The organism is Symbiobacterium thermophilum IAM 14863 (genome assembly GCF_000009905.1).
In the GTDB taxonomy this organism is placed as follows: Bacteria; Bacillota; Sulfobacillia; order Symbiobacteriales; family Symbiobacteriaceae; genus Symbiobacterium; species Symbiobacterium thermophilum.
In genome coordinates, this window is sequence record NC_006177.1 from 3,515,433 (window position 1) to 3,534,666 (window position 19,234).

The window sequence follows — 19,234 nt, forward strand, 5'->3', positions numbered from 1 at the left end:
ACTTGTCACCAGTATAGCAAACCCCGGCAGGCTGCGTTGCGTGGTTCAGCGCGGCGCTCTGGGTGGCCGGGAGGGGATGGCCGAGCTCGTGCGAAAGCATACAGCAACATCCTGAAAGCAGGTGCAGCCATGAAGAGAGTCACGCTCGAGGTCATCGCCGTCACCGTCGCAGATGCCGTCGCCGCCGAGGCCGGCGGCGCGGACCGGATCGAGCTGGTCGCGAGCATGGCCGAAGGGGGCGTCACCCCCAGCGCCGGGGTGATCGCCGCCGTCCGGCGCGCCACCCGCCTGCCCGTCTACGTGATGATCCGGCCCCGCGGGGGCTCCTTCCTCTTCTCGCCGGAGGAGGTCGAGGCCATGGTCACCGACGCCCGCATCGCCCGGGATCTGGGAGCCGACGGACTGGTGGTCGGGGCGCTCACGCCGGAGGGCGACGTGGACCGAACGGCCCTGGAGCGCATCCTGACCGAGGCGGGACTCCCCGCCACCTTCCACCGCGCCTTTGAGGAGATCATCCACAGGGAGGGCGCGCTGGCGCAGGTCGCGTCCCTGCCCCACGTCGAGCGCATCCTCACCGGCGGGGGTGCGGCGAGGCCCGAGGAAGCCCTCGACACCCTCAGGGAGCTGGTTCAGCGGTCTCCGCTGGAGATCCAGATCGGCGGGGGCGTCACCCCGGCCAACGCCGCGCGGCTGGTGCGGGAGACGGGGGCGTCTGCCTTGCACGTCGGATCGGCCGTGCGCGATTCCGCGGGCGGCGTGTCGGCGGCGCGGGTGGCCGAGCTGCGGCGCATCATCGACGGCGCCACCGCCCCTGCCTGACCGCAGGGTGCGGGAAAGGGGGCTGTCCCGAGGTCATCTCGGATGACTCTCGGGACAGCCCCCAAACGCGGTGCGGCATGTACAGTCATGCTCCCGTCCGCGTGGGCTTACGATCGCGCCGCGGCCCTCGGCGACATCGACCGGGCGATGCCCGACGCGGTCGCAACGCGCCGCGACCGCACCCGCTGGTCGATGGCGGTGCGCCTGACCAGCGTCAGGGCCCGGGCCAGGCAGACCTCGACGCACGCCGGGCCGCCCGGCCGGCCGATGCAGAGATCGCACTTGTGCGCCACGTACCGCTCCTTGGGGACCTTGCCGTCGGGCGTGTCCATCTTCAGCCCCGGCTGTTCCACCCGCGCGCCGTTCTCCAGCGCCGGCACCATGTCCATGGCGCCGAAGGGGCAGGCCAGCACGCAGGTCTTGCAGCCGATGCACCTCTCCTGCTTCACCAGCACCACGCCGTCCTGCCGCACGATGGCCCCGACCGGGCAGGCGTTGGCGCACGGAGCGTCCTCGCAGTGGCGGCACTGGATCGGCATGGTCACCCGGGAGGTGCGCACCACCCGCAGCCGGGGTTGGAAGGGAATCTTCATCTCGCCGGCCGTGGTGACCGATGTGCCCAGATGGGCGACGGCGCAGGCGATCTCGCAGGACTGGCACCCGATGCACTTGGTCGGGTCGGCCAGCACGAACGCGCTCTTCGTCATGCCTTGCGCCTCCTCGGCGTGTAGCTGGTGTGCAGCAGGTGATGCGATTTCTCGCCCAACGGCTTGCCCAGGAACTCCTTGTAGATCTTCTTGATGTCCGGGTTCTCGTTGGACTTCCTGTGGGGCAACTGGGCGTCATGCCGGTACGTGGACTCCGTGCGGGCCATGCGGGCGCACAGCCGGTCCGAGGGCAGGAGCGCCTTGGGCTGGCCGCCGCCGGAGACGCAGCCCACCGGGCAGGTCATGACCTCCATGAAGTGGAAGTCGGCCTTCCCCGCCTTCACCTGCTCCAGCACCGGGGCGACGTTCTTCAGGCCGGAGACCACGCAGACCTTCAGCTCCAGGTCCTCGATCTTCACGGTGGCGTACCGCACGCCCTCGCCGCCGCGCACGAACTTCAGGTCCAGCTCGGGGATTGGCTTCTTGGCGATCACCTCATACGCCGTCCGGAGGGCCGCTTCCATCACTCCGCCGGTCGCGCCGAAGATGGTGCCGGCACCCGTGTAGAGCCCCAGCGGCCGGTCGTACTCCTCCTCCGGCAGCGCGTTGAAGTCGATGCCGGCGTCCTTGATCAGGTGCGCCAGCTCCCGGGTGGTGATGACCACGTCCACGTCCCGGTAGCCGCTGGCCTTCATCTCCGGCCGGCCGGACTCGAAGTCCTTGCAGGTACAGGGCATGACGGAGACGCTGTAGACCTTCGCCGGGTCGACATTGTCCACCTTGGCCCCATAGGTCTTGAACAGGGCGCCGGCCATCTGCTGCGGCGACTTGCAGGTGGACAGGTGCGGCAGCAGCTCGGGATAGGTCTGCTCCAGGTACTTCACCCAGGCCGGGCAGCAGCTGGTGAACATCGGCAGGGTGCCGCCCTTGGTCACCCGCTCGATCAGCTCGTTGCCCTCCTCCATGATGGTCAGGTCGGCAGTGAAGTCGGTGGAGTAGACCCGGTCGAAGCCCAGCCGGCGCAGCGCCGCGGCCATCTTGCCCGGCGCCAGGCTGCCCAGCGGCATGCCGAACTCCTCGGCGATGGCCACGCGGACCGCCGGGGCCACCTGCACCATGACGTACCTGTCCGGGTCCGCCAGGGCCTCCTTTACCAGCTTCGCCCGGCCCTCGTTCCAGGCGGCGAACAGCGGCTCCTTCACGGAGGGCAGCAGCCCACGCTCGGCCAGCTTCTGTTCGCGGGGGGTGAGGCCGTCGTCCCAGATCGAGCCGTAGGAGCTGCAGACCTGGACGCACTGGCCGCACATCACGCAGATCTCCTGGTCAACCGACTGCGGCTTCCCCGGCTCGCCGACGATGGCGTCCACCGGGCAGACTTCGGCACAGCGACGGCAACCGGTGCAGAGTTCCTGATCGATGAAAATCACGGCGGTCCCTCCTACCCGACGACGTTCTTCACGGACTCGAGCACGGCCAGGGCGGCCTCCAGGTTCCGGGTCCGGCGCAGCTCATCGGGTCGGACGACCTGCAGCGCCTCCCGCGGGCAGTTGGCGACGCAGGCCGGGCCGCCCTCGACCCCGATGCACCGGTCGCACTTGCTGGCCACGAACACATCCTGCAGCACCGGCCCCTCGCCGGTCTCCTCGGTCAGCCGCAGCTGCTTCACCTGCTCGCCGTTCTTGTAGTAGGGCACCATCTCCATGGCCCCGAACGGACAGGCCAGGACGCAGGTCTTGCAGCCGATGCAGGTCTCCTGGTCGACGTCGATGATGCCGTCCTTCTGCGTGATCGCGCCCACCGGGCAGGCGTTGGCGCAGGGAGCGTCCTCGCAGTGCCGGCACTGCACCGGCATGGTGACCTCGGCAGTGTGCACCAGGTACAGCCGGGGGATGATGGGCGTGGTCACCTGGCCGACCGTCTTCACGGGCACGTCGGAGTGGACCACGAAGCAGGAAACCTCACAGACCTTGCAGCCGATACACTTATGGGGATCCGCCACGACAAAGGCGTTGAGCGCGCACATCGTCGCAGGCCTCCTCTCGAGAAGTTTAGGCGCTGACCTTTTCTACCCGTACGGCACAGACCTTGTACTCCGGGGTCTTCGAGACCGGGTCCAGGGCGCTGTTGGTCAGCAGGTTGCCGGCGGCCTCGGTATAGTGGAACGTGATGAAGGTGACGCCCTTCGGTACTCGGGCCGTCACCTCGGCCCGGACCACCACCGAGCCCCGGCGTGTGGTCACCCGGACGTAGTCGCCGTGGGCGACGCCCAGAGATGCCGCGTCCGCGGGGTTGATCTCCACCCACTCCTCGGGCGCCACGCCGTCCAGGCCCCAGCAGTTGCGGGTCATCGTGCCGGTGTGGTAGTGCGCCGTCCGTCGGCCCGTCGTCAGGACCAGCGGGTACTCCTCGTCGGGCAGCTCCGCCGGCGGGCGCCACTCGATGGCGGAGAACTTGCCGAGGCCCCGGCTGAACTTGCCCACGTGGAGGATCGGGGTGCCCGGGTGCTCCTCATTGGGGCAGGGCCAGTGGAGGCCGCCCAGCTTCTCCAGCCGCTCGTAGGTGACGCCGGCGTAGGAGGGCGCGAGGGTGCGCAGTTCGTTGAAGATGTCTTTCGGAGAGTTGTAATCGGCAGGGTAATCCATGGCCCGCATGATGTCCCGCAGGATCATCCAGTCGGGCCGGGCGTTGCCCTGGGGCTCCATCGCCTTGCGGACCCGCTGCACCCGGCGCTCGGTATTGGTAAAGGTCCCGTCCTTCTCCGCCCAGGTGGCGCCGGGCAGCACCACGTCGGCCAGGGCCGCGGATTCGGTGAGGAAGATGTCCTGCACCACCAGGAAGTCCACGTGCTCCAGGCAGTGGCGGACGTGGTTGACGTCGGGGTCCGAGCGCATGGGGTTCTCGCCCATGACGTAAAGGAACCGGACCTTGCCCTCCTCGATGCCCCGGAGCACGTCGGAGATGGCCATGCCCATCCTGTCGCTGAGCGGTCGGCCCCAGGCCTTCTCGAACTTCTCCCGGTTCTTGGGATCGGTGACCGGCTGGTAGGCCGGGTAGACGTTGGGCAGGGCCCCCATGTCGCAGGCCCCCTGCACGTTGTTCTGGCCCCGCAGCGGGTTGACGCCCGCCTTGGGTTTGCCCAGGTTGCCCGTCATCAGGGCCAGGTTGGCGATGGAGAGCACGTTGTCCACGCCTGAGGTGTGCTGGGTGATGCCCATGGTGTAGTAGGTGGCCGCGTTTTCGGCCGTGGCGAACAGCCGGGCGGCCTGCCGTACCTTCTCGGCCGGCACGCCGGTGATGCCCTCCACCTTCTCGGGGGCGTACTTCAGCACCGTTTCCCGGCAGGCCTCGAAGTTCTCCGTGCGGCTCCGGATGAACGCCTCGTCCGCCAGCCCCTCGGTGACGATGACGTACATCATGGCGTTCAGCAGCGCCACGTCGGAGCCGGGGTTGTGCCGCATGTACACGTCGGCGTGCTTCGCCAGCTCCGTCTCCCGCGGGTCGGCCACGATCAGCCGGGCGCCGCGGCGGTGGGCCTCCAGCATGCGGATGCCGATGATCGGGTGACACTCGGTGGTGTTGGTGCCGATCGCGAAGATGGCATCGCCGGGCCCCATGTCCTGCAGTTCGTTGATGGTGTTGGTCATCGCTCCGGAACCAAACGCTGTGCCCAGACCGGACACCGTCGGAGCGTGTCAGAGACGGGCGCAGTGGTCGACGTTGTTGGTGCCCACCACCGCGCGCATGAGCTTCTGCATCAGGTAGTTCTCTTCGTTGGTGCAGCGGGCCGAGCTGAAGGCCGCCAGGGCGTCAGGCCCGTAGTCCCGGATCGTCTCCTTCATCTTGGAGGCGACCAGGTGGATGGCCTCATCCCACGACGCCTCCACCAGCTCCCCGTTCTTTCGGATGAGCGGCGTGGTGAGCCGCTTCTGCCGGTCGATGAAGTCGTAACCGAAGTGGCCCTTCAGGCAGAGGATGCCCTGGTTGACGGACCGGGGGTCGTCGTTGGGCGTCACGCCCACGACCTGGTCCCCTTCCACGTTCAGGTAGAACGTGCAGCCCGTTCCGCAGTAGGGACAGGTGGTCAGGACTTGCTTCACGTGTTCTCCTCCCTTGATTCACAATCCACGCCTAGTCCGCGGCCGACGCCGCCATCGACTGGTCGGGGGTCGCCGGGGCCTGGCGCACGTACACGAACCAGTAAGCCGTTGCGACGAAGAGCGCGCCGCCCACGAAGTTGCCCAGCGCGGACGGGATCCAGTTCCTGGTGATGATGTTGGACCACGTCAGCGTGTCCAGCTTGGCGCCCAGGTTGGCCGCCTCGACCACGGCCGGGATGTGCTTGGCAAACCAGCCCGCGGGCAGGTAGTAGAAGTTGGCCACCGAGTTCTCGAAGGCGCTCATCACGAAGACCATGACCCCGATGTAGAGGGAGGCGATCTTCGAGATGACCTCCTTCGAGGCGAAGGCCATCCAGACGCCCAGGCAGATGAGCCAGTTGCAGAGGACGCCCCGGACGAAGACCTGCCACCAGGTGAGGTTGACCTTGGTGACCGCCGTGCGCACGGCCTCCGCGCCCAGTTCGGCGTTGTTGAACAGGAACAGCCCGCTCTGGTAGTACAGCCAGGCGTAGGCCGTGGCGCCGACGACGTTGGCCAGGAGAACGACGCCGAGGACCTTCAGCATCTTCTTCCAGCCGACCCGCTCGTCCATGAACGCAAGCCAGAGCAGCGCATCGCCGGTGAAGAGTTCGCCGCCGCAGATCACGGCAAAGATGACGCCGATGGAGAAGAGGGACCCCTTGGCGAACTGCTGCAGACCTGCGCCGAGGAAGGTAAAGTCGTGGCAGATCATCGTCGCAGCTTCTGCGCCCATGCCGGTGAAGGCGCCGCCCAGGAGGCCCAGGACAATCAACTTCGGGATGGAGTTGCTCGCCCGGGTCTCGTTGGCCTGGGCCACAGCGAGTGCGGTTTCCTGCGGACTAGCGAAAGCCATGATTCCAATCCTCCCGTGACAGTGATCTGGAGCGTGCTCCGGGCGCAGTGGATAAGCAAGGCGCGTGCCACGCTTGATACCACTGTCACAATCTCCGCCGCAAATCCCCCCAAGAGTCACGGTGAGGATATCCAAAGGTCTACCACCACCCCCCTTGTGGTGTCCGTGGGTACCATGCCGGCAACGGGGCTCTGATGTGTCTTTTCGTCGGTTCGCAGGGACAGTCTGTATGCAAATATTGCAGACTGTGCACTTTCTGCAGACGGGCACTTCCTGCACGGTAGCCCCGGGGACGGTCAGACGGCGCTGATCCGGGCGGCGGCCGCATCCCGGTTGAACGCCGCGATGGCCTCCTCGGTGCGGTCCTCTTCCCGCGCCAGGTCGGCCGTCGTCACCGGAACGCCGACGGCCGATCCCAACCCGGCCAGCACCTGATCCACCGGCAGCGGCCCGGAGGGGCCGACGATCCACCGGCAGATGCCCAGGATCTTCGCCGCGCGCGCCGCATCCGCTGTCCAGTCCGCGGGCGAGCCCTCCCGCTGCCTCCGGACGTCGGCCGAGCGCACCGCCTCCGGCGGGCAGGGCAGCTCTCCCCGGGCCAGGAACTGGATCAGCCGGAACACCTCTTCCCGGCGTTCCCGCCTCCTGCGCCTGACCGCTCCCCGCAGGGCTGCTGCAGTGGCCAGGGTGTCCAGGCCGTACGCGTTGCAGAGCCAGTTGGCCTCCCGCAGGTCCGCCTCATCCACCAGCCCCAGCTCCGCGAAGGCCTGCCGGGTCTTGTGGCCGAGCACTGCCGAACGGCAGGGCCGCGGGCAGCCCGCGCACCCGGCCGCGACCGGCGCCCCATCGACCTTGCCGCCGCGCACCACCAGGGCCTTCAGTCCCTTGGCGCCCATGGCGGCCCCGAGTCCGGCGCGCCCCGCCGCACTGGCGGCTCCGTGCAGGATGCAGGCAAAGGGAACCTTCCGTTCGCCCGCAGGTCCGATCACCACCGCCTGCGCCGCCGGGTCGGCCAGCCCCGCGCGAAGCGCCGCCTGGGTCTCCACGGTCGTCAGTCCCCAGAGCCGGGACGCGTCCCGGAGTCTGGCGCCGCCTTCGAACACCTCCAGGTACACGGGTCGTTCAGCACGCCCCTCCACCACGAGGGCGGCAAAGCCCGCCCGCTGGAGAGCGGCCGCCCACGCGCCGCCGGCCTCGGCCTCCGCGTAGAGCCCCGTCACCGGCGAGAGCCCGGCCACCACCAGCCGGGATGCGCCCGGCAACGGCAGCGCCGCGCAGGCCCCGGCGGTGAAGGCGAGTCTGTTGCCGGGGCCCAGGGGGTCGGAGGCGGGATCCAGCCCGGCAAGCAGGCAGGCCGCTGCCCGCCCGCGCGGGCCTATGCACTTCCGGCCCCGAAGGGGGGGAAGCGGTTCCACCGTCACCTCGCGGCTCGACAGGTCCACCCGCAGCATTCGTTCGGCGGCACGGTCCACCACGCATCGGCTCCCTTCGTCCACGTTTGGTGCGCCGTATGCGGCGGCCGTTTCCCCAACCCGCTCACCGCTTCCGGCGGTGGATGGCCTGAAGCAACGATCGTGCCAGCCTGCGCGGGGCCGATACACGACGGCGGATGCTCCCCACCCGGCAGAGCATCCGCCATAGACCGAAATCGCTCTAACGATGGCCCATCCGTTCCAACCTGTTGTAAAGGGTGCGCACGGAGATGCCCAGGGCCCTGGCCGCCAGGGTCTTGTTGCCCCCGTACTCCTGCAGCGCGGCCTGAATCAGGGCCTCGGTGTGGTGCTCCAGGTTGTAGTCGCGTCGGGAACCCCGCGGAAAGGGCACCACCGTTGCCGCGGGCAGGTCGCCCGAGTCCGGCGCAGCCGCCCCATGCGGCGCTCCTCCGCCGAACGGCTCCGTCCCCGCGGCGACCTGAGCCCGTGCGGCCGCGTCCGTAATGCGCCGCAGGTGCTCGGGCCGGAGCACCTCGTCGTCGTACATGAAGGACACCCATTCCATCAGATTCCGGAGCTCCCGGCAATTTCCCGGCCAGTGGTAGGAGAGCAGCACCTCAGCCGCCTCGTCGCTGATGCCGGTGAAGCGGCGGCCTCGGGACCGCGAGAAGTCGATGAGGTACATGAGGGCCATCGGAAGGATATCCTCCTTCCGCTCCCGCAAGGGCGGGATCACGATGCGGCAGACGTTCAGCCGGTAGTACAAGTCCACGCGGAACAGCCCCTGCCGGATGCGCTCCTCGATGTCCAGGTTGGTCGCCGCGATGATCCGCACGTCGGCGTCGATCTTCTTCAGACCGCCCACCCGGTAGAAGCTCTTCTCCTCCAACACCCGGAGCAGTTTGGCCTGCAGCTCCACGGGGATCTCCGCCAGTTCGTCGAGAAAGAGCGTGCCCCCCTGTGCCGCGTCCAGCTTGCCCTTCTGCCCCCTGGCCGAGCCGCCGGTGAAGGCGCCGGGTTCATAGCCGAACAGCTCGCTCTCGAACAGCGTCGGCGTGATGGCCGAGCAGTTGATGGCGACGAAGGGGCCTGCCTCCTCCAGGTCGCCATAGTGGATGAGATGGGCGATGACCTCCTTGCCCACGCCCGTCTCCCCCTGGATCAGCACCGGAAGCGAGCGGTCCGTGTGATACCGCCGCGCCTGCTCCACCACCTGGCGCATGGCCGGGGAGCGGGCGCAGAACTTCTTCTGACCGGCCCGCTCGGCGCCCAGGTCCTTCAGGTAGGCCATCTGCAGCCGCACGTCGGCGGGCACGTCATCCCCCGTCCCCTGGTAACCGGGTGGGGGCGTGCGCTGCTCCTCCAGGGAGCGCTGGTGCTCCTCGACCCGCTGCAGCACCGCCTGCAGTTCCGCCATGTTGATGGGCTTGGTCAGGTAGTCAAAGGCCCCGGCCCGCAAGGCTGCGATGGCCAGGGAGATGTCCAGGTGGCCCGTATACAGCACCACATCAGCCTGCGGCGCGCCTCCCTGGCTTCGGATCGCCGACACCAGGTTGATCCCGGACATCCGGCCCATGCGGATGTCGGAGAGCACCATCTCAAACGCTCCTGGCCGGTAGACCTCGAGGGCCTCCTCCGCGGAGCCGCACTCGGTGACGGCGTGGCCATCCAGCGTCAGGAATCGGGCGAGGTAGGACCTGCCCTCCCTGTCGTCATCCACCAGCAGAATGCGCAAGGTCCGTGCCTCCTTCCTCACGGCGGTGTGGCGATGGGCAGCGATACCCGGACGACGGCCCCGCCCCCGTGCGCGTCGGCCAGCTCGAGGCGGCCGTCCGCGTTCTCCACGATGGCCTTTACGATGGGCAACCCCATCCCCAGCGACGAGCCGGACTTGGTGGTGAAGAACGGCTCCAGGACGCGTTCGCGGATCGCCGGGTCGAAGCCGGGGCCGTTGTCTGCCACCTCGAGGTAAACCCGGTCGTCTGCCCACGTGCGCACGGCGATCTCCTTGTGGGGCCAATCCACCTCGTCGAGGGCCTGCATCGCGTTGTTGAGAAGGTTGAGCACCACCTCTTCCAGATTGACGCTGTAACCGAAGACCTTGGGAAGCTGGTCTGCCTTCTCCAGCCGCAGGCGGATGCCATGCGCCTGGATCCGGTTGTCCATGAGCAGCAGCGCCCGCTCCACCACCTCGTTCAGGTCGCAGTACTCGTACCGCTGATTGCGGCTGTTCTTCAGAACATCCCGCAGGTGGTTGACGATGCTGTCGATGCGGTCCACCTGGCGGGAGATGCGGGACAGGATGGCCACGATCTCGTCGGCCTGCGGAGGATCGGCCTGCACCAACAGGCAGAGCCCCGTCTCCGCCAGAACCCGGATCGCGTTGAGGGGCTGGTTGATCTCGTGGACGATTCCTCCGCCGATAATAGCCAGGGTCGTCACCCTCGCCGCCCGGTTGACCGCCTCCCGGGCCTCGGCGATGCGGGCCTCGGCCTCCTTCTGCGCGGTGATGTCCCGGCCCACCGACTGGCACTCCACGAGCCGGCCCTCGGCGTCGAAGATCCCCCGGTTGACGAACTGCACCCAGCCGACCCCGCCGTCGGGCCGCGGGATCCGCGCCTCGGTGACGGTGGTGGGGTTCTCCGGCGAGAGCACGGCCAGCTGCCGGTGCACCACCTCCCGGTCTTCGGGGTGGATGAGCCGGATGAAGTCGCTTCCGAGCAGCTCCTCCTCGGATCGGCCGAAGTACCGGCAGAAGGCCGGGTTCACGAAGGTCAGCCTGCCGTCGGGGGTAAACCGCCGGATCAGGTCCGTCTGATCCTCCACCACGGCCCGATATCGGGGATCGCTCTCCCGCAGCCGCCCTTCGGGCGCTTCGGCCACCGGCCGCAGGAGCAGCTGGGTCAGCCCCTCCGGGCCGGGGCGCGCCGTGACGGCCACCCGAATGCGCCCACCGTCCCGCCGGACAGCGTCAGTGTCCGACGGGTCCTCCTGTCGCCGGCCCAAAAGGGCTTCCCCATCGGGTAACACAGCGCCGACCGCCAGCCCGGGCAGCGCTTCAGGGCTGCATCCGAGCAGGCGTCCGGCGCTGGGATTGCCGTACCGGATCCGGCCGTCTGCCCCGACCAGCAGCACGGGCTCGGACAAGGGGTCCAGCAGTCCTCTTAGCCAGGACGGCAAAGGGACTCTCTCACCCGCTTGCGCAGCGATGGTCGTTCCCTCCTTCACGAGGTGGGGTCGGCTCGATTATATCCCTCGGCTGCGACGCGGCCCAATAGATCGTCAGGTTAAACTCTTTCTAACCCAAAGGTCTTAGGAGCGGCCTGTCCGAGGGAGGCCATTGGTCCGACCAATAGGGTCACAGCAATTGTCTGCGATTTCATCCTGCGCGGGTCAGGACGCCTCGGGTCCTGGTCCCCCATGGAGGGCCCGGAAGGGCTCGGCCGGTCGTGCTATGCGGCGTCCAGGCGCAGCGCCGGAGTTGCCGGCTCCTCCGGCCCCGCTCGTGTGCGTCCTGGCCGAGCTGCCCGCACGGCCGCGCAGCCGGGTATGGACAGAAGGACTATAAGGCGCCGAAGGTTTACAGATCAGGTCTAGCGGCAATAGCAACACGGGAGCCGGTGCGGTTGGTACGGCCGCAGGCACACCGGCGGGCCGCCCGACGCCCCTGGGCCGCAGGACGGCGGAGACGTCGGAAGAGCAGGACTGCAAGTATAGGTGCGAGTATTCTCCGTATAGCCATCCCCGGAAGGGAGAAGGCGGCGCGAGGGGTCCCGCTGGCCTTCGCCACGGGCCGTCGGAGGCCGACTTCAGGAACCGGCACGCGGGAGGGGCCGATCCTGGCAGACTGAGCACGCACATGAAAAACCCGACCGCCTCCGGTCGGGTGTAGTCCGACGAGGGAACGGGATGACGACTGGGGCGTCACGCCGTCCAGACCTGGCCGGTGTCGATGTCCAGCAGAGTCAGGACGCCGCCGTACACGGCGCCGGTGTCGATTCCGACCTTGTCCTCGCCGTACCACGGTTCCCACCGTTCCTCCCCGTGCAGCAGGCAGGTGGGGGTGTGGCCGAAGTAGACCCGCTTGCCGCGATACTGGCTGAGAAACGGCTCCCGGATCCACACCTTGTCCTGATCGGACTGTTCGCTGAGCGGCACGCCGGGGGCCAGGCCCGCATGCACCATGATGCAGTCCGGCTCCTCGTGATGGGTGGGCAGCCCTTCCAGGAACCGCACCCACCGTTCCGGGATGAAGCCGCCGAACTCCGCCAGCGTCGTGTACCCGCCGTTGTAGACCCACCGCTGCAGGTTGCTCGGGTCGTAATAGGTGCTGACCAGCATCAGGTCGTGATTGCCGAGCAGGGCGACGGCCCCGCTGCGGACCAGCCGCTCCACGATCTCCAGCGTCCCTTTGGAGTCCGACCCCCGGTCGATGTAGTCGCCCAGCAGGAAGAGACGGTCAGTCGACGGGTTGTAGTGGGCCATCTCCAGTACCTTCAACAGCCGTCGGCTCTCGCCGTGAATGTCTGAAACCACCAGCCTGCGCCGTGCCAGACTGACCGCCTCCTTTCGGCCGAGTGCGATGAGCTTCCGCCCTACTGTATGATTCAGTGAAACATGGCTTACGTTCGCTCAGCGCCGCCCCTCCGCAGTGCCGCATGTCCATCACGAGGAGGCGAGGTTTCGTGAAGATCGCCGTGATCGGCGCCACGCGCGGCATCGGCCTTGAAGTGGTGAAGCAGGCCCTGGAGGACGACCATGACGTCACGGCACTCGTCCGCGACCCGGACCGGATGCCGGTCCGCCACCCGCGCCTTCACCTCGTCCAGGGGGATGCCCGCGATCCGGAATCCGTCGCGACGGCGGTCCATGGGCAGGACGTCGTCTGCGACTGTCTGGGCACCAAGAACGTGTTCGCCAGGACGACGCTGTTTTCCACCTGCGCACAGAACCTCGCCAGAGCGCTCAGACCCGAGCAGCTGCTCATCGCCGTCACCGGCATCGGAACCGGCGACAGCCGGGGACACGGAACGTTCCTGTACGACCACGTGGTGCTCCCGCTGGTGTTGGGCCGGATCTATGCCGACAAGGAGCGCCAGGAGCGCATCATCAGGGACCACATCGAGCGCTGGATCATCGTCCGCCCCGGTATCCTGACCAACGGACCGCGCACGGGGCGTTACCGGGCACTGGTCGACCTGCACGGCGTCCGCGGCGGGAGGATCTCCCGGGCCGATGTGGCCGATTTCGTGCTTTCACAGGCCAAGTCGCCGACGTTCATCGGGAAGACGCCGCTGCTGATTTCCTGATTGGGGTACGCCGCAGCAGAATACAAGATGCGGGTCGACACCCAGGCTGCACCAGATGTCGTCCCGCGATTCCATCAGTCTTCTCGAGTCGTATGGTTGCGCCACTTTACTTGTGGTACTTCTCCCCCCGGTTAATCTTAAACGCCCTGTAGATTTGCTCCAGCAGAATCAGCGGCACCATCTGATGCAGGAACGTCATCCGCCCCAGCGAGAGCGTCGTGCCCGCGCGGGCCAGCACCGCCGGGTCCAGCCCCAGCGAGCCGCCGATGACGAAGGCCAGGTTGGCGTCCCCGTGCAGGGCACGCTCCGCCAGGAAAGCCGCCAGCTCCTCGGACGAAAAGTTCTTCCCCCGCCCGTCCAGCACCACCACGTGCTCCTGGCCACCCTGGTCGAGGGCGCGGAGAAGCCGCTCCCCCTCCCGCTGCATCACCTGGGCCTCCTGGGCCGGCGAGGCACCGTCCGGGATCGGCTCGTCCGGCACCGTCACGATCTCCACCCGGGCGTAGGGACGCAGCCGCTTCAGGTACTCCTGCACCCCGTCCTGCAGGTACTTCTCCTTCACCTTGCCCACCGTCACCAGCCGGATCCGCAAGCCGCCACCTCCCGTGCACGCATGAGGCGGTGCCCTCCCGGGCACCGCCTCTAGTGTTCCGCTAGACCACCGCCGCTCCCTGCCGCTCCATCTGCACGTCAGCGCCCAGGGCCAGCAGCTTCTGCTCCAGCTTCTCGTACCCGCGCTGCACGTGCTCCATGCCGTAGATGGTCGTCTCGCCCTCCGCGGCCAGCCCGGCGATGACCAGGGCGGCGCCGGCCCGGATGTCGGTGGCCTCCACGGGCGCCCCGTACAGCTGCTCCACGCCCTTCACGATGGCCGTGCGCCCCTCCACCCGGATCTGCGCGCCCATGCGCACCAGCTCCGGCACGAACCGGAACCGGTCCTCGTAGAGCGTCTCGGTGATGTAGCTCGTCCCCTCGGCCAGGGAGAGCAGGGCCGTCATCTGGCTCTGGGCGTCCGTCGGGAAGCCGGGGTACGGCAGGGTCTTCACGTTGATGGCCTTCGGCCTCTCGCGGCCGACCACCCGCACCGCGTCGCCCAGCTCGTGGACCTCGACCCCCGCCTCCCGGAGCTTCGCCATGATCGGCGTGATGTGCGTGGGAATCACGTTCTGCAGGGTCACGTCGCCCTGCGTCATCGCCGCCGCCATCATCCAGGTGCCCGCCTCGATGTCGTCCGGGATGACCGTCTGGGTCGCGCCGACCAGCCGGTCGACGCCCCTGACCCGGATCGTGTCGGTCCCCGCGCCGGTCACCTTGCCGCCGCAGGCGTTGATGAAGTTGGCGACCGCCACCACGTGCGGCTCCCGGGCGCAGTTCTGGATGACGGTGGTGCCCTCCGCGAGCGACGCCGCCAGCATCACCTGAATCGTGGCGCCGACGCTGATGATGTCCAGGTACACGTGCGCCCCCCGCAGCCGCCGGGCCCGGGCCCGGATGATCCCGCGGTCCATCCAGATCTCCGCGCCCAGGGCCGACAACCCTTTGAAGTGCTGGTCGACCGGGCGGTGGCCGATGTTGTCGCCGCCGGGCATGGGCACGCTCGCCTCACCGTAGCGGGCGAGCATCACCCCGAGCAGGTAGTAGGACGCGCGGATCGACGACGCCAGGTGGTAGTCCGGCTCGCCGGGACGGACCCCGCCGGTATGTACCGTGAGGATGCCGTGCACCGGGTCCCAGTCGACCCGGGCGCCCAGTCCGGTGAGCAGCTTCCGGTACACCATCACGTCGTGAATCTGGGGAACGTTCTCCAGCCGGCTCGTCCCATCCGCGAGCAGTGTGGCGGCGATCAACGGAAGCGTGGCGTTCTTCCGCCCGCCGACCCGAATCGTCCCCTGCAGCGGGCGGCCGCCGCGAATCCTCAACGTCGTCAAAGCGTTTCCTCCTTGCCGGTCTGGCCACACTTACTGGGGCACCCAAGTCATGATTCGAGTTCACCGTTGAAGGCGTTTACATAATAGACCTGACCGTTGTCCAGCGTGATGCGCCATACCGGGACCGTCTCCCAGGCGCTGATCTCCTCCGCACCGGGCACCGTCACCGAAGGTCCCGAATAGTAGCCCAGCCGGACGTCCACGATGGTGCGGACCTGGCCGTCGCCGGGCTCGAGGTGGCCGGCCAGGCGCAGCAGGGCCTCGGACGCGGCCCGGACCGCCTTCGGCGCTCCGGGCTTGAATCCCACCGGCTCCACCCAGTGGTGCGCGACCCGCTCGACCCCCTGCGGCGACAGGTAGACCCGCAGGTATCCCGAGAAGACCGGCAACCCGTCGTAGGTGGGCACGAACTCCACCATCGCTCCGTTTTCCCGCAGGAAGATCCCCGAGAGCTGCACGTCATGCGGAAAGAGCCCGTTCGCCCTCAGGAAGTCCTCGGCCACCTGGCGCAGCAGGAGCCGGTCCGACAGGTCCACCGGGGTGCCGCCTGCCCCGTCGACAGGCTCCAGCACCGTCTCCCGCGCGGCCGCGTCGTACCGGGACCGCAGCCGGGAAGCGGCGGGCGCTCCTTCAGAGGGTTCGTCCACCGGCGGCGCTTTGGTGGGGTTCGGCCGGAACTCGACCCGCAGGAAGCGCATGGGGTGAGGCGTGGTGGGGAGGGTAACGGCGTTGGGCAGGATGAGCCCCCGCTCATCCAGCCGGGTGCGCAGCTGGACCAGTTGGGACCGGGCGGTGGGCTCGCCGGGATCCAGTTCGCCCTTCGGCCCCCAGAGCGAGTACGCCAGGATCAGGTTGACCACGGTGAAGGCCGCGATCAGGATGGCGCGTGCCCGCGTCCAGTCCAATTCCCCACCCCCTAAACGAAACAGACGCAGAAAAGGTTACGGCCGTTTGCGCTAATGCAGGACTTTGGGCGGCAGCGGGAACTCCCGGGCGACCGCGTTGACGTAGACCTCGGTGCTGCCCGCCTGGATGACCCAGGTCGGCTCGGCCGTCCACGGCTCGCCGGCCCCGGCGGGAGGCCTGAGGAGGTACGTCAGGTACATGGCCCGCACCGGTTCCGACGAGAGCAGAGGCGCCGCGGGGAGGGCGTGGGCCAGGGCGTCCTCAGGGGGCACGAGGGGAAGCAGGGCCTCCTCGAACGTCACGTTGGCCACCGTGGGGGTGCGCTCGAAGTAGACCACCCGCGCCGCGGCGGAGACATGCACCTGCATGGCGCCGGGCAGGGACTGGACCGGGTACCGCCCACCGGTATGAACTTCGAAGGCAAGCCGGCCGACGCCTGCGTCCCGCTCGTACCGATGCAGTACCACATCCTGGGGCCAGCCGCCCCGGGAGCCGACCCACTGCCCGGCCGCCTCCAGCGCCTGTTCCAGCTCCGGCGAGGCGGCCGGAGCAGATCCCTCGGCGGTCCGGTACTGCAGCACGCCCGCCCCGGTGATCCGGAGCAGCCTCCGGCCGTCGGTGAGGCTGCGGGCGTCCTGTTCGTCGATCTGCCGGACCACGCTGAGGTCCGGGAAGTAACGGGCCTCCTCCTCCCACAGGTCCGGCATCAGGACCGTGACCTCCGCCGCCGGCCAGGCCTTCACGTCAGGCACCATCAGCCCGGGTGCGGCCGTGACCTGCAGCCCGTCCAGGACCAGCTCCCGGTACGGCCCGAACAGCGTCGGGTCCAGCCGTTCGACGTGGGCGACCAGAGCCGCCCGCTGGTCCTCCGGCAGGTCCGCGAGGTACAGCTCAAAGCCGAGCGGCCCGGAAAGGTAGACCGCGGGCCGCTCCCCCAGGGTCACGATCACCCGGTCCACCAGCATCGACCCATTGCGCAGGAACGGCGCCTGCCACTGCAGCAGGTCGGCCCACTGGCCGACCTGCAGCGCCGTGGGCAGGAAGAGCTCCAGCGATGGCGCGCCGGCATCGCCCCGCGGCACCTGATCGATCAGGGTCGCGCCGCCCCGCACGTCCAGGCCGGTGAGCGCCTTCCGGATCCGCTGCCAGGAGGTGCTGTAGGTGGGAGAGCCGGCGTGCAGTTCCGCCCGTCCGCCGTCCGCCCGCGCGACCACGATACGCTCGGGACGGAAGATCTCCGGCATCTCCCGCACGATGGGGACCGGCTGCTGCTGCAGGCTCGGCTCGGTGGTGTCGCTGTCGCCGAAGAGCGGCTCCGGATACCAGACGCGGACCGTGAGCACCACGCTGGTCAGCACCAGCGCCGCCAGCAGGAGGTCCAGCAGCACCTCGCGCGCCCGGCCGGAAGGCTTCGTCATGACGGTCTCACCTCCGCAGTCCGGGCCGCAGGCAGCGTGAAGGTGACCGTGGTCCCCCGGTCCACCTCGGACGCGATGGCGATGGCGCCGCCCGACAGCTCGACGATCTGCTTGGCGATGGAGAGGCCCAGCCCGGTGCCCCCCATCGAGCGGGAGCGGGCCTTGTCCACCCGGTAGAAGCGCTCGAAGATGCGGGGCAGGTCCTGGGCCGGGATGCCGATCCCCGTGTCGGCGATGGTGACGCGCACGGCATCCGCGCCCTCCGGCGCCACGCTCACCCGGATCTGGCCGCCGTTGGGCGTGAACTCGATGGCGTTGGCCAGCAGGTTGATCACCACCTGCTGGATCTTGTCATAGTCGCAGAGGGCGGGCGGCGTCTCCGGGTCCACCTCGCACAGGACGGTGAGCCGCTTCCGGTCCGCCTGCACCCTCAGGCGCCCCACCGTTTCCGCCACCAGTTCGCCCACGTCTTGCGGCCTCACGTTCCAGCGGAGCGTCCCCTCGTCCATCTGGGTCAGCCGCAGGAGATCCCGCACCAGCCGGGCCATTCGCTCCGTCTCCCCGTCCACCACCCGCAGGAAACGGTCACGCACCTCCGGATCGTCGGCGGCGCCGTCCAGCAGGGTCTCCACGTAGCTCTTGACCGTCGTGAGGGGCGTCTTGAGCTCGTGCGAGACGTTGGCGACGAACTCCCGGCGCATGCTCTCCAGCCGCTCCAGCTCGGTGATGTCGTGGAAGACGACGACCGTGCCGCCGGAGTGACGGCCCTCGCCGGTCAGCGGGGTGATGTAGGCCTGCAGCACCCGGTCCTTCAGCCGGATCTGCCGGGTCAGGGCGCTGTTCCGATCCCACGCCTCCTCCAGGGCCTCCTCCAGCCCCGAACCCTCAGCCAGCTCTCCGGGGCGGCGGCCGAGCGCCTGCAGCTCCTGAATCTGGAACATCCGCTGCGCAGCAGGGTTGAGCCGGATGATGCGCCTGGCGCGGTTGAGCGCCATCAGGCCGTCGGCCATGTGGGTCAGGATGGCTTCGGCCTGGCTCTTCTCGTCCTGGATCTCGCTCATCGTCTCCTTCAGCTGCCGGCTCATCCGGTTGAACATCTCGGCCAGCTGGCCGATCTCATCGCCGGACCGGACGGGGATCTTCTGGTCGAAGTTGCCGCCGGCAATGAGCGCCGCGGTGCGGGTGAGCTCCCGGATCGGCCCCGTGATCGTGCGGGCCAGAGCCACGCCCAGCACCACCGTCGAGGCCATGGCCACCAGCGTCGCGACCAGCAGGATGTCCCGCAGATCCTGTAGACGGGCGTAGGCCTCCTCCAGGGAGTCCTTGAGGTAGATCACCCCGACGACGTTGTCGGCCACGGTGATCGGCACCGCCTCGTAGGCCATCCGCTGTGAGCCTTCCTTGCCGATCCGCCGGTTGGTGTTGCCGAAGAACGCGGGGGAGACGTCGTCATGGCTGAACTTCAGCCCCAGGAGCTCCTCCCGGTTGGAAAGGCGCGCCGTAGCGCCGATGACGACGCCGTTGGCGTCGAGCACCAGCACCTCGCCCGGCCAGCGTTCCATATACTGGTCAACCGCCTCGGGGTCGAGGCGGTCGCCCGCGAAGAAGTTGGTGAGCTGCCCCGCCAGGAGCTGCGCGCTCTGGTGCAGGTCGTCCTGGACCTTGCCGATGTAGCTGCGCTCCAGCTCGCGCATCAGGTAGAGGCTCGCCAACTCCATGGCCACCACGATCAGGAGGAGGTAGACCACCACCAACTTCCCCTGAATGCTGCGGAACACAACG

16 protein-coding genes are annotated in these 19,234 nt (G+C 68.5%); 2 read left to right on the forward strand and 14 right to left on the reverse strand.

Annotated elements, in window-relative coordinates:
• The first annotated feature begins 129 nt into the window (after positions 1–129).
• Entirely contained in the window at positions 130–819 is a 690-nt protein-coding gene (locus STH_RS16390) for a copper homeostasis protein CutC (RefSeq protein WP_011197403.1), read from the forward strand.
• A gap of 107 nt (positions 820–926) precedes the next feature.
• Here STH_RS16390 and STH_RS16395 read toward each other — a convergent pair whose 3' ends face one another.
• The 9 genes from STH_RS16395 to STH_RS16440 form a co-directional block, all read right to left on the reverse strand.
• Complete coding sequence (locus tag STH_RS16395; protein ID WP_011197404.1) at positions 927–1,526, reverse strand: 4Fe-4S dicluster domain-containing protein; 600 nt, start codon at positions 1,524–1,526, stop codon at positions 927–929.
• Complete coding sequence (locus STH_RS16400) at positions 1,523–2,893, reverse strand: [FeFe] hydrogenase, group A (protein ID WP_011197405.1); 1,371 nt, start codon at positions 2,891–2,893, stop codon at positions 1,523–1,525. Before STH_RS16400 ends, STH_RS16395 begins: the two co-directional genes overlap by 4 nt.
• An 11-nt stretch (positions 2,894–2,904) precedes the next feature.
• Positions 2,905–3,489, reverse strand: coding sequence for a 4Fe-4S dicluster domain-containing protein (locus tag STH_RS16405; RefSeq protein WP_011197406.1), 585 nt, complete (start codon positions 3,487–3,489; stop codon positions 2,905–2,907).
• Positions 3,490–3,514: 25 nt separating this feature from the next.
• Positions 3,515–5,563: a formate dehydrogenase subunit alpha gene (gene fdhF / locus STH_RS16410; protein WP_083766165.1), complete on the reverse strand. Its 2,049-nt coding sequence runs from the start codon at positions 5,561–5,563 to the stop codon at positions 3,515–3,517.
• A 31-nt stretch (positions 5,564–5,594) separates the two neighbouring features.
• Entirely contained in the window at positions 5,595–6,458 is an 864-nt protein-coding gene (locus tag STH_RS16420) for a formate/nitrite transporter family protein (RefSeq protein WP_011197409.1), read from the reverse strand.
• A 296-nt stretch (positions 6,459–6,754) separates the two neighbouring features.
• A complete protein-coding gene (locus STH_RS17640; protein ID WP_050742336.1) occupies positions 6,755–7,933 on the reverse strand; it encodes an aldehyde ferredoxin oxidoreductase N-terminal domain-containing protein in 1,179 nt (392 codons plus the stop codon).
• Between the two features lie 178 nt (positions 7,934–8,111).
• Positions 8,112–9,626: a sigma-54-dependent transcriptional regulator gene (locus STH_RS16430; protein WP_043714414.1), complete on the reverse strand. Its 1,515-nt coding sequence runs from the start codon at positions 9,624–9,626 to the stop codon at positions 8,112–8,114.
• 17 nt (positions 9,627–9,643) lie between these two features.
• Positions 9,644–11,119, reverse strand: a complete 1,476-nt coding sequence (locus STH_RS16435; RefSeq protein WP_011197412.1) for a PAS domain-containing sensor histidine kinase — start codon at positions 11,117–11,119, stop codon at positions 9,644–9,646.
• Positions 11,120–11,815: 696 nt separating this feature from the next.
• Positions 11,816–12,427, reverse strand: coding sequence for a metallophosphoesterase (locus tag STH_RS16440; RefSeq protein ID WP_011197413.1), 612 nt, complete (start codon positions 12,425–12,427; stop codon positions 11,816–11,818).
• A gap of 149 nt (positions 12,428–12,576) precedes the next feature.
• On the opposite strand from STH_RS16440, the gene STH_RS16445 reads away from it, so the two are divergent.
• Entirely contained in the window at positions 12,577–13,200 is a 624-nt protein-coding gene (locus tag STH_RS16445) for an SDR family oxidoreductase (protein WP_011197414.1), read from the forward strand.
• A gap of 106 nt (positions 13,201–13,306) precedes the next feature.
• On the opposite strand, the gene rlmH is transcribed toward STH_RS16445, so the two are convergent.
• The 5 genes from rlmH to STH_RS16470 form a co-directional block, all read right to left on the reverse strand.
• Positions 13,307–13,792: a 23S rRNA (pseudouridine(1915)-N(3))-methyltransferase RlmH gene (gene rlmH, locus STH_RS16450; protein ID WP_011197415.1), complete on the reverse strand. Its 486-nt coding sequence runs from the start codon at positions 13,790–13,792 to the stop codon at positions 13,307–13,309.
• A 61-nt stretch (positions 13,793–13,853) separates the two neighbouring features.
• A complete protein-coding gene (gene murA, locus STH_RS16455; protein WP_011197416.1) occupies positions 13,854–15,128 on the reverse strand; it encodes a UDP-N-acetylglucosamine 1-carboxyvinyltransferase in 1,275 nt (424 codons plus the stop codon).
• A gap of 47 nt (positions 15,129–15,175) precedes the next feature.
• The gene (locus STH_RS16460) at positions 15,176–16,033 is read right to left on the reverse strand and encodes a two-component system regulatory protein YycI (protein ID WP_043714418.1); all 858 of its coding nucleotides are present in this window, start codon (positions 16,031–16,033) and stop codon (positions 15,176–15,178) included.
• Between the two features lie 51 nt (positions 16,034–16,084).
• A complete protein-coding gene (locus STH_RS16465) occupies positions 16,085–17,452 on the reverse strand; it encodes a two-component system activity regulator YycH (protein ID WP_011197418.1) in 1,368 nt (455 codons plus the stop codon).
• The gene (locus tag STH_RS16470) at positions 17,449–19,230 is read right to left on the reverse strand and encodes a sensor histidine kinase (protein ID WP_043714421.1); all 1,782 of its coding nucleotides are present in this window, start codon (positions 19,228–19,230) and stop codon (positions 17,449–17,451) included. Before STH_RS16470 ends, STH_RS16465 begins: the two co-directional genes overlap by 4 nt.
• Positions 19,231–19,234 lie beyond the last annotated feature (4 nt).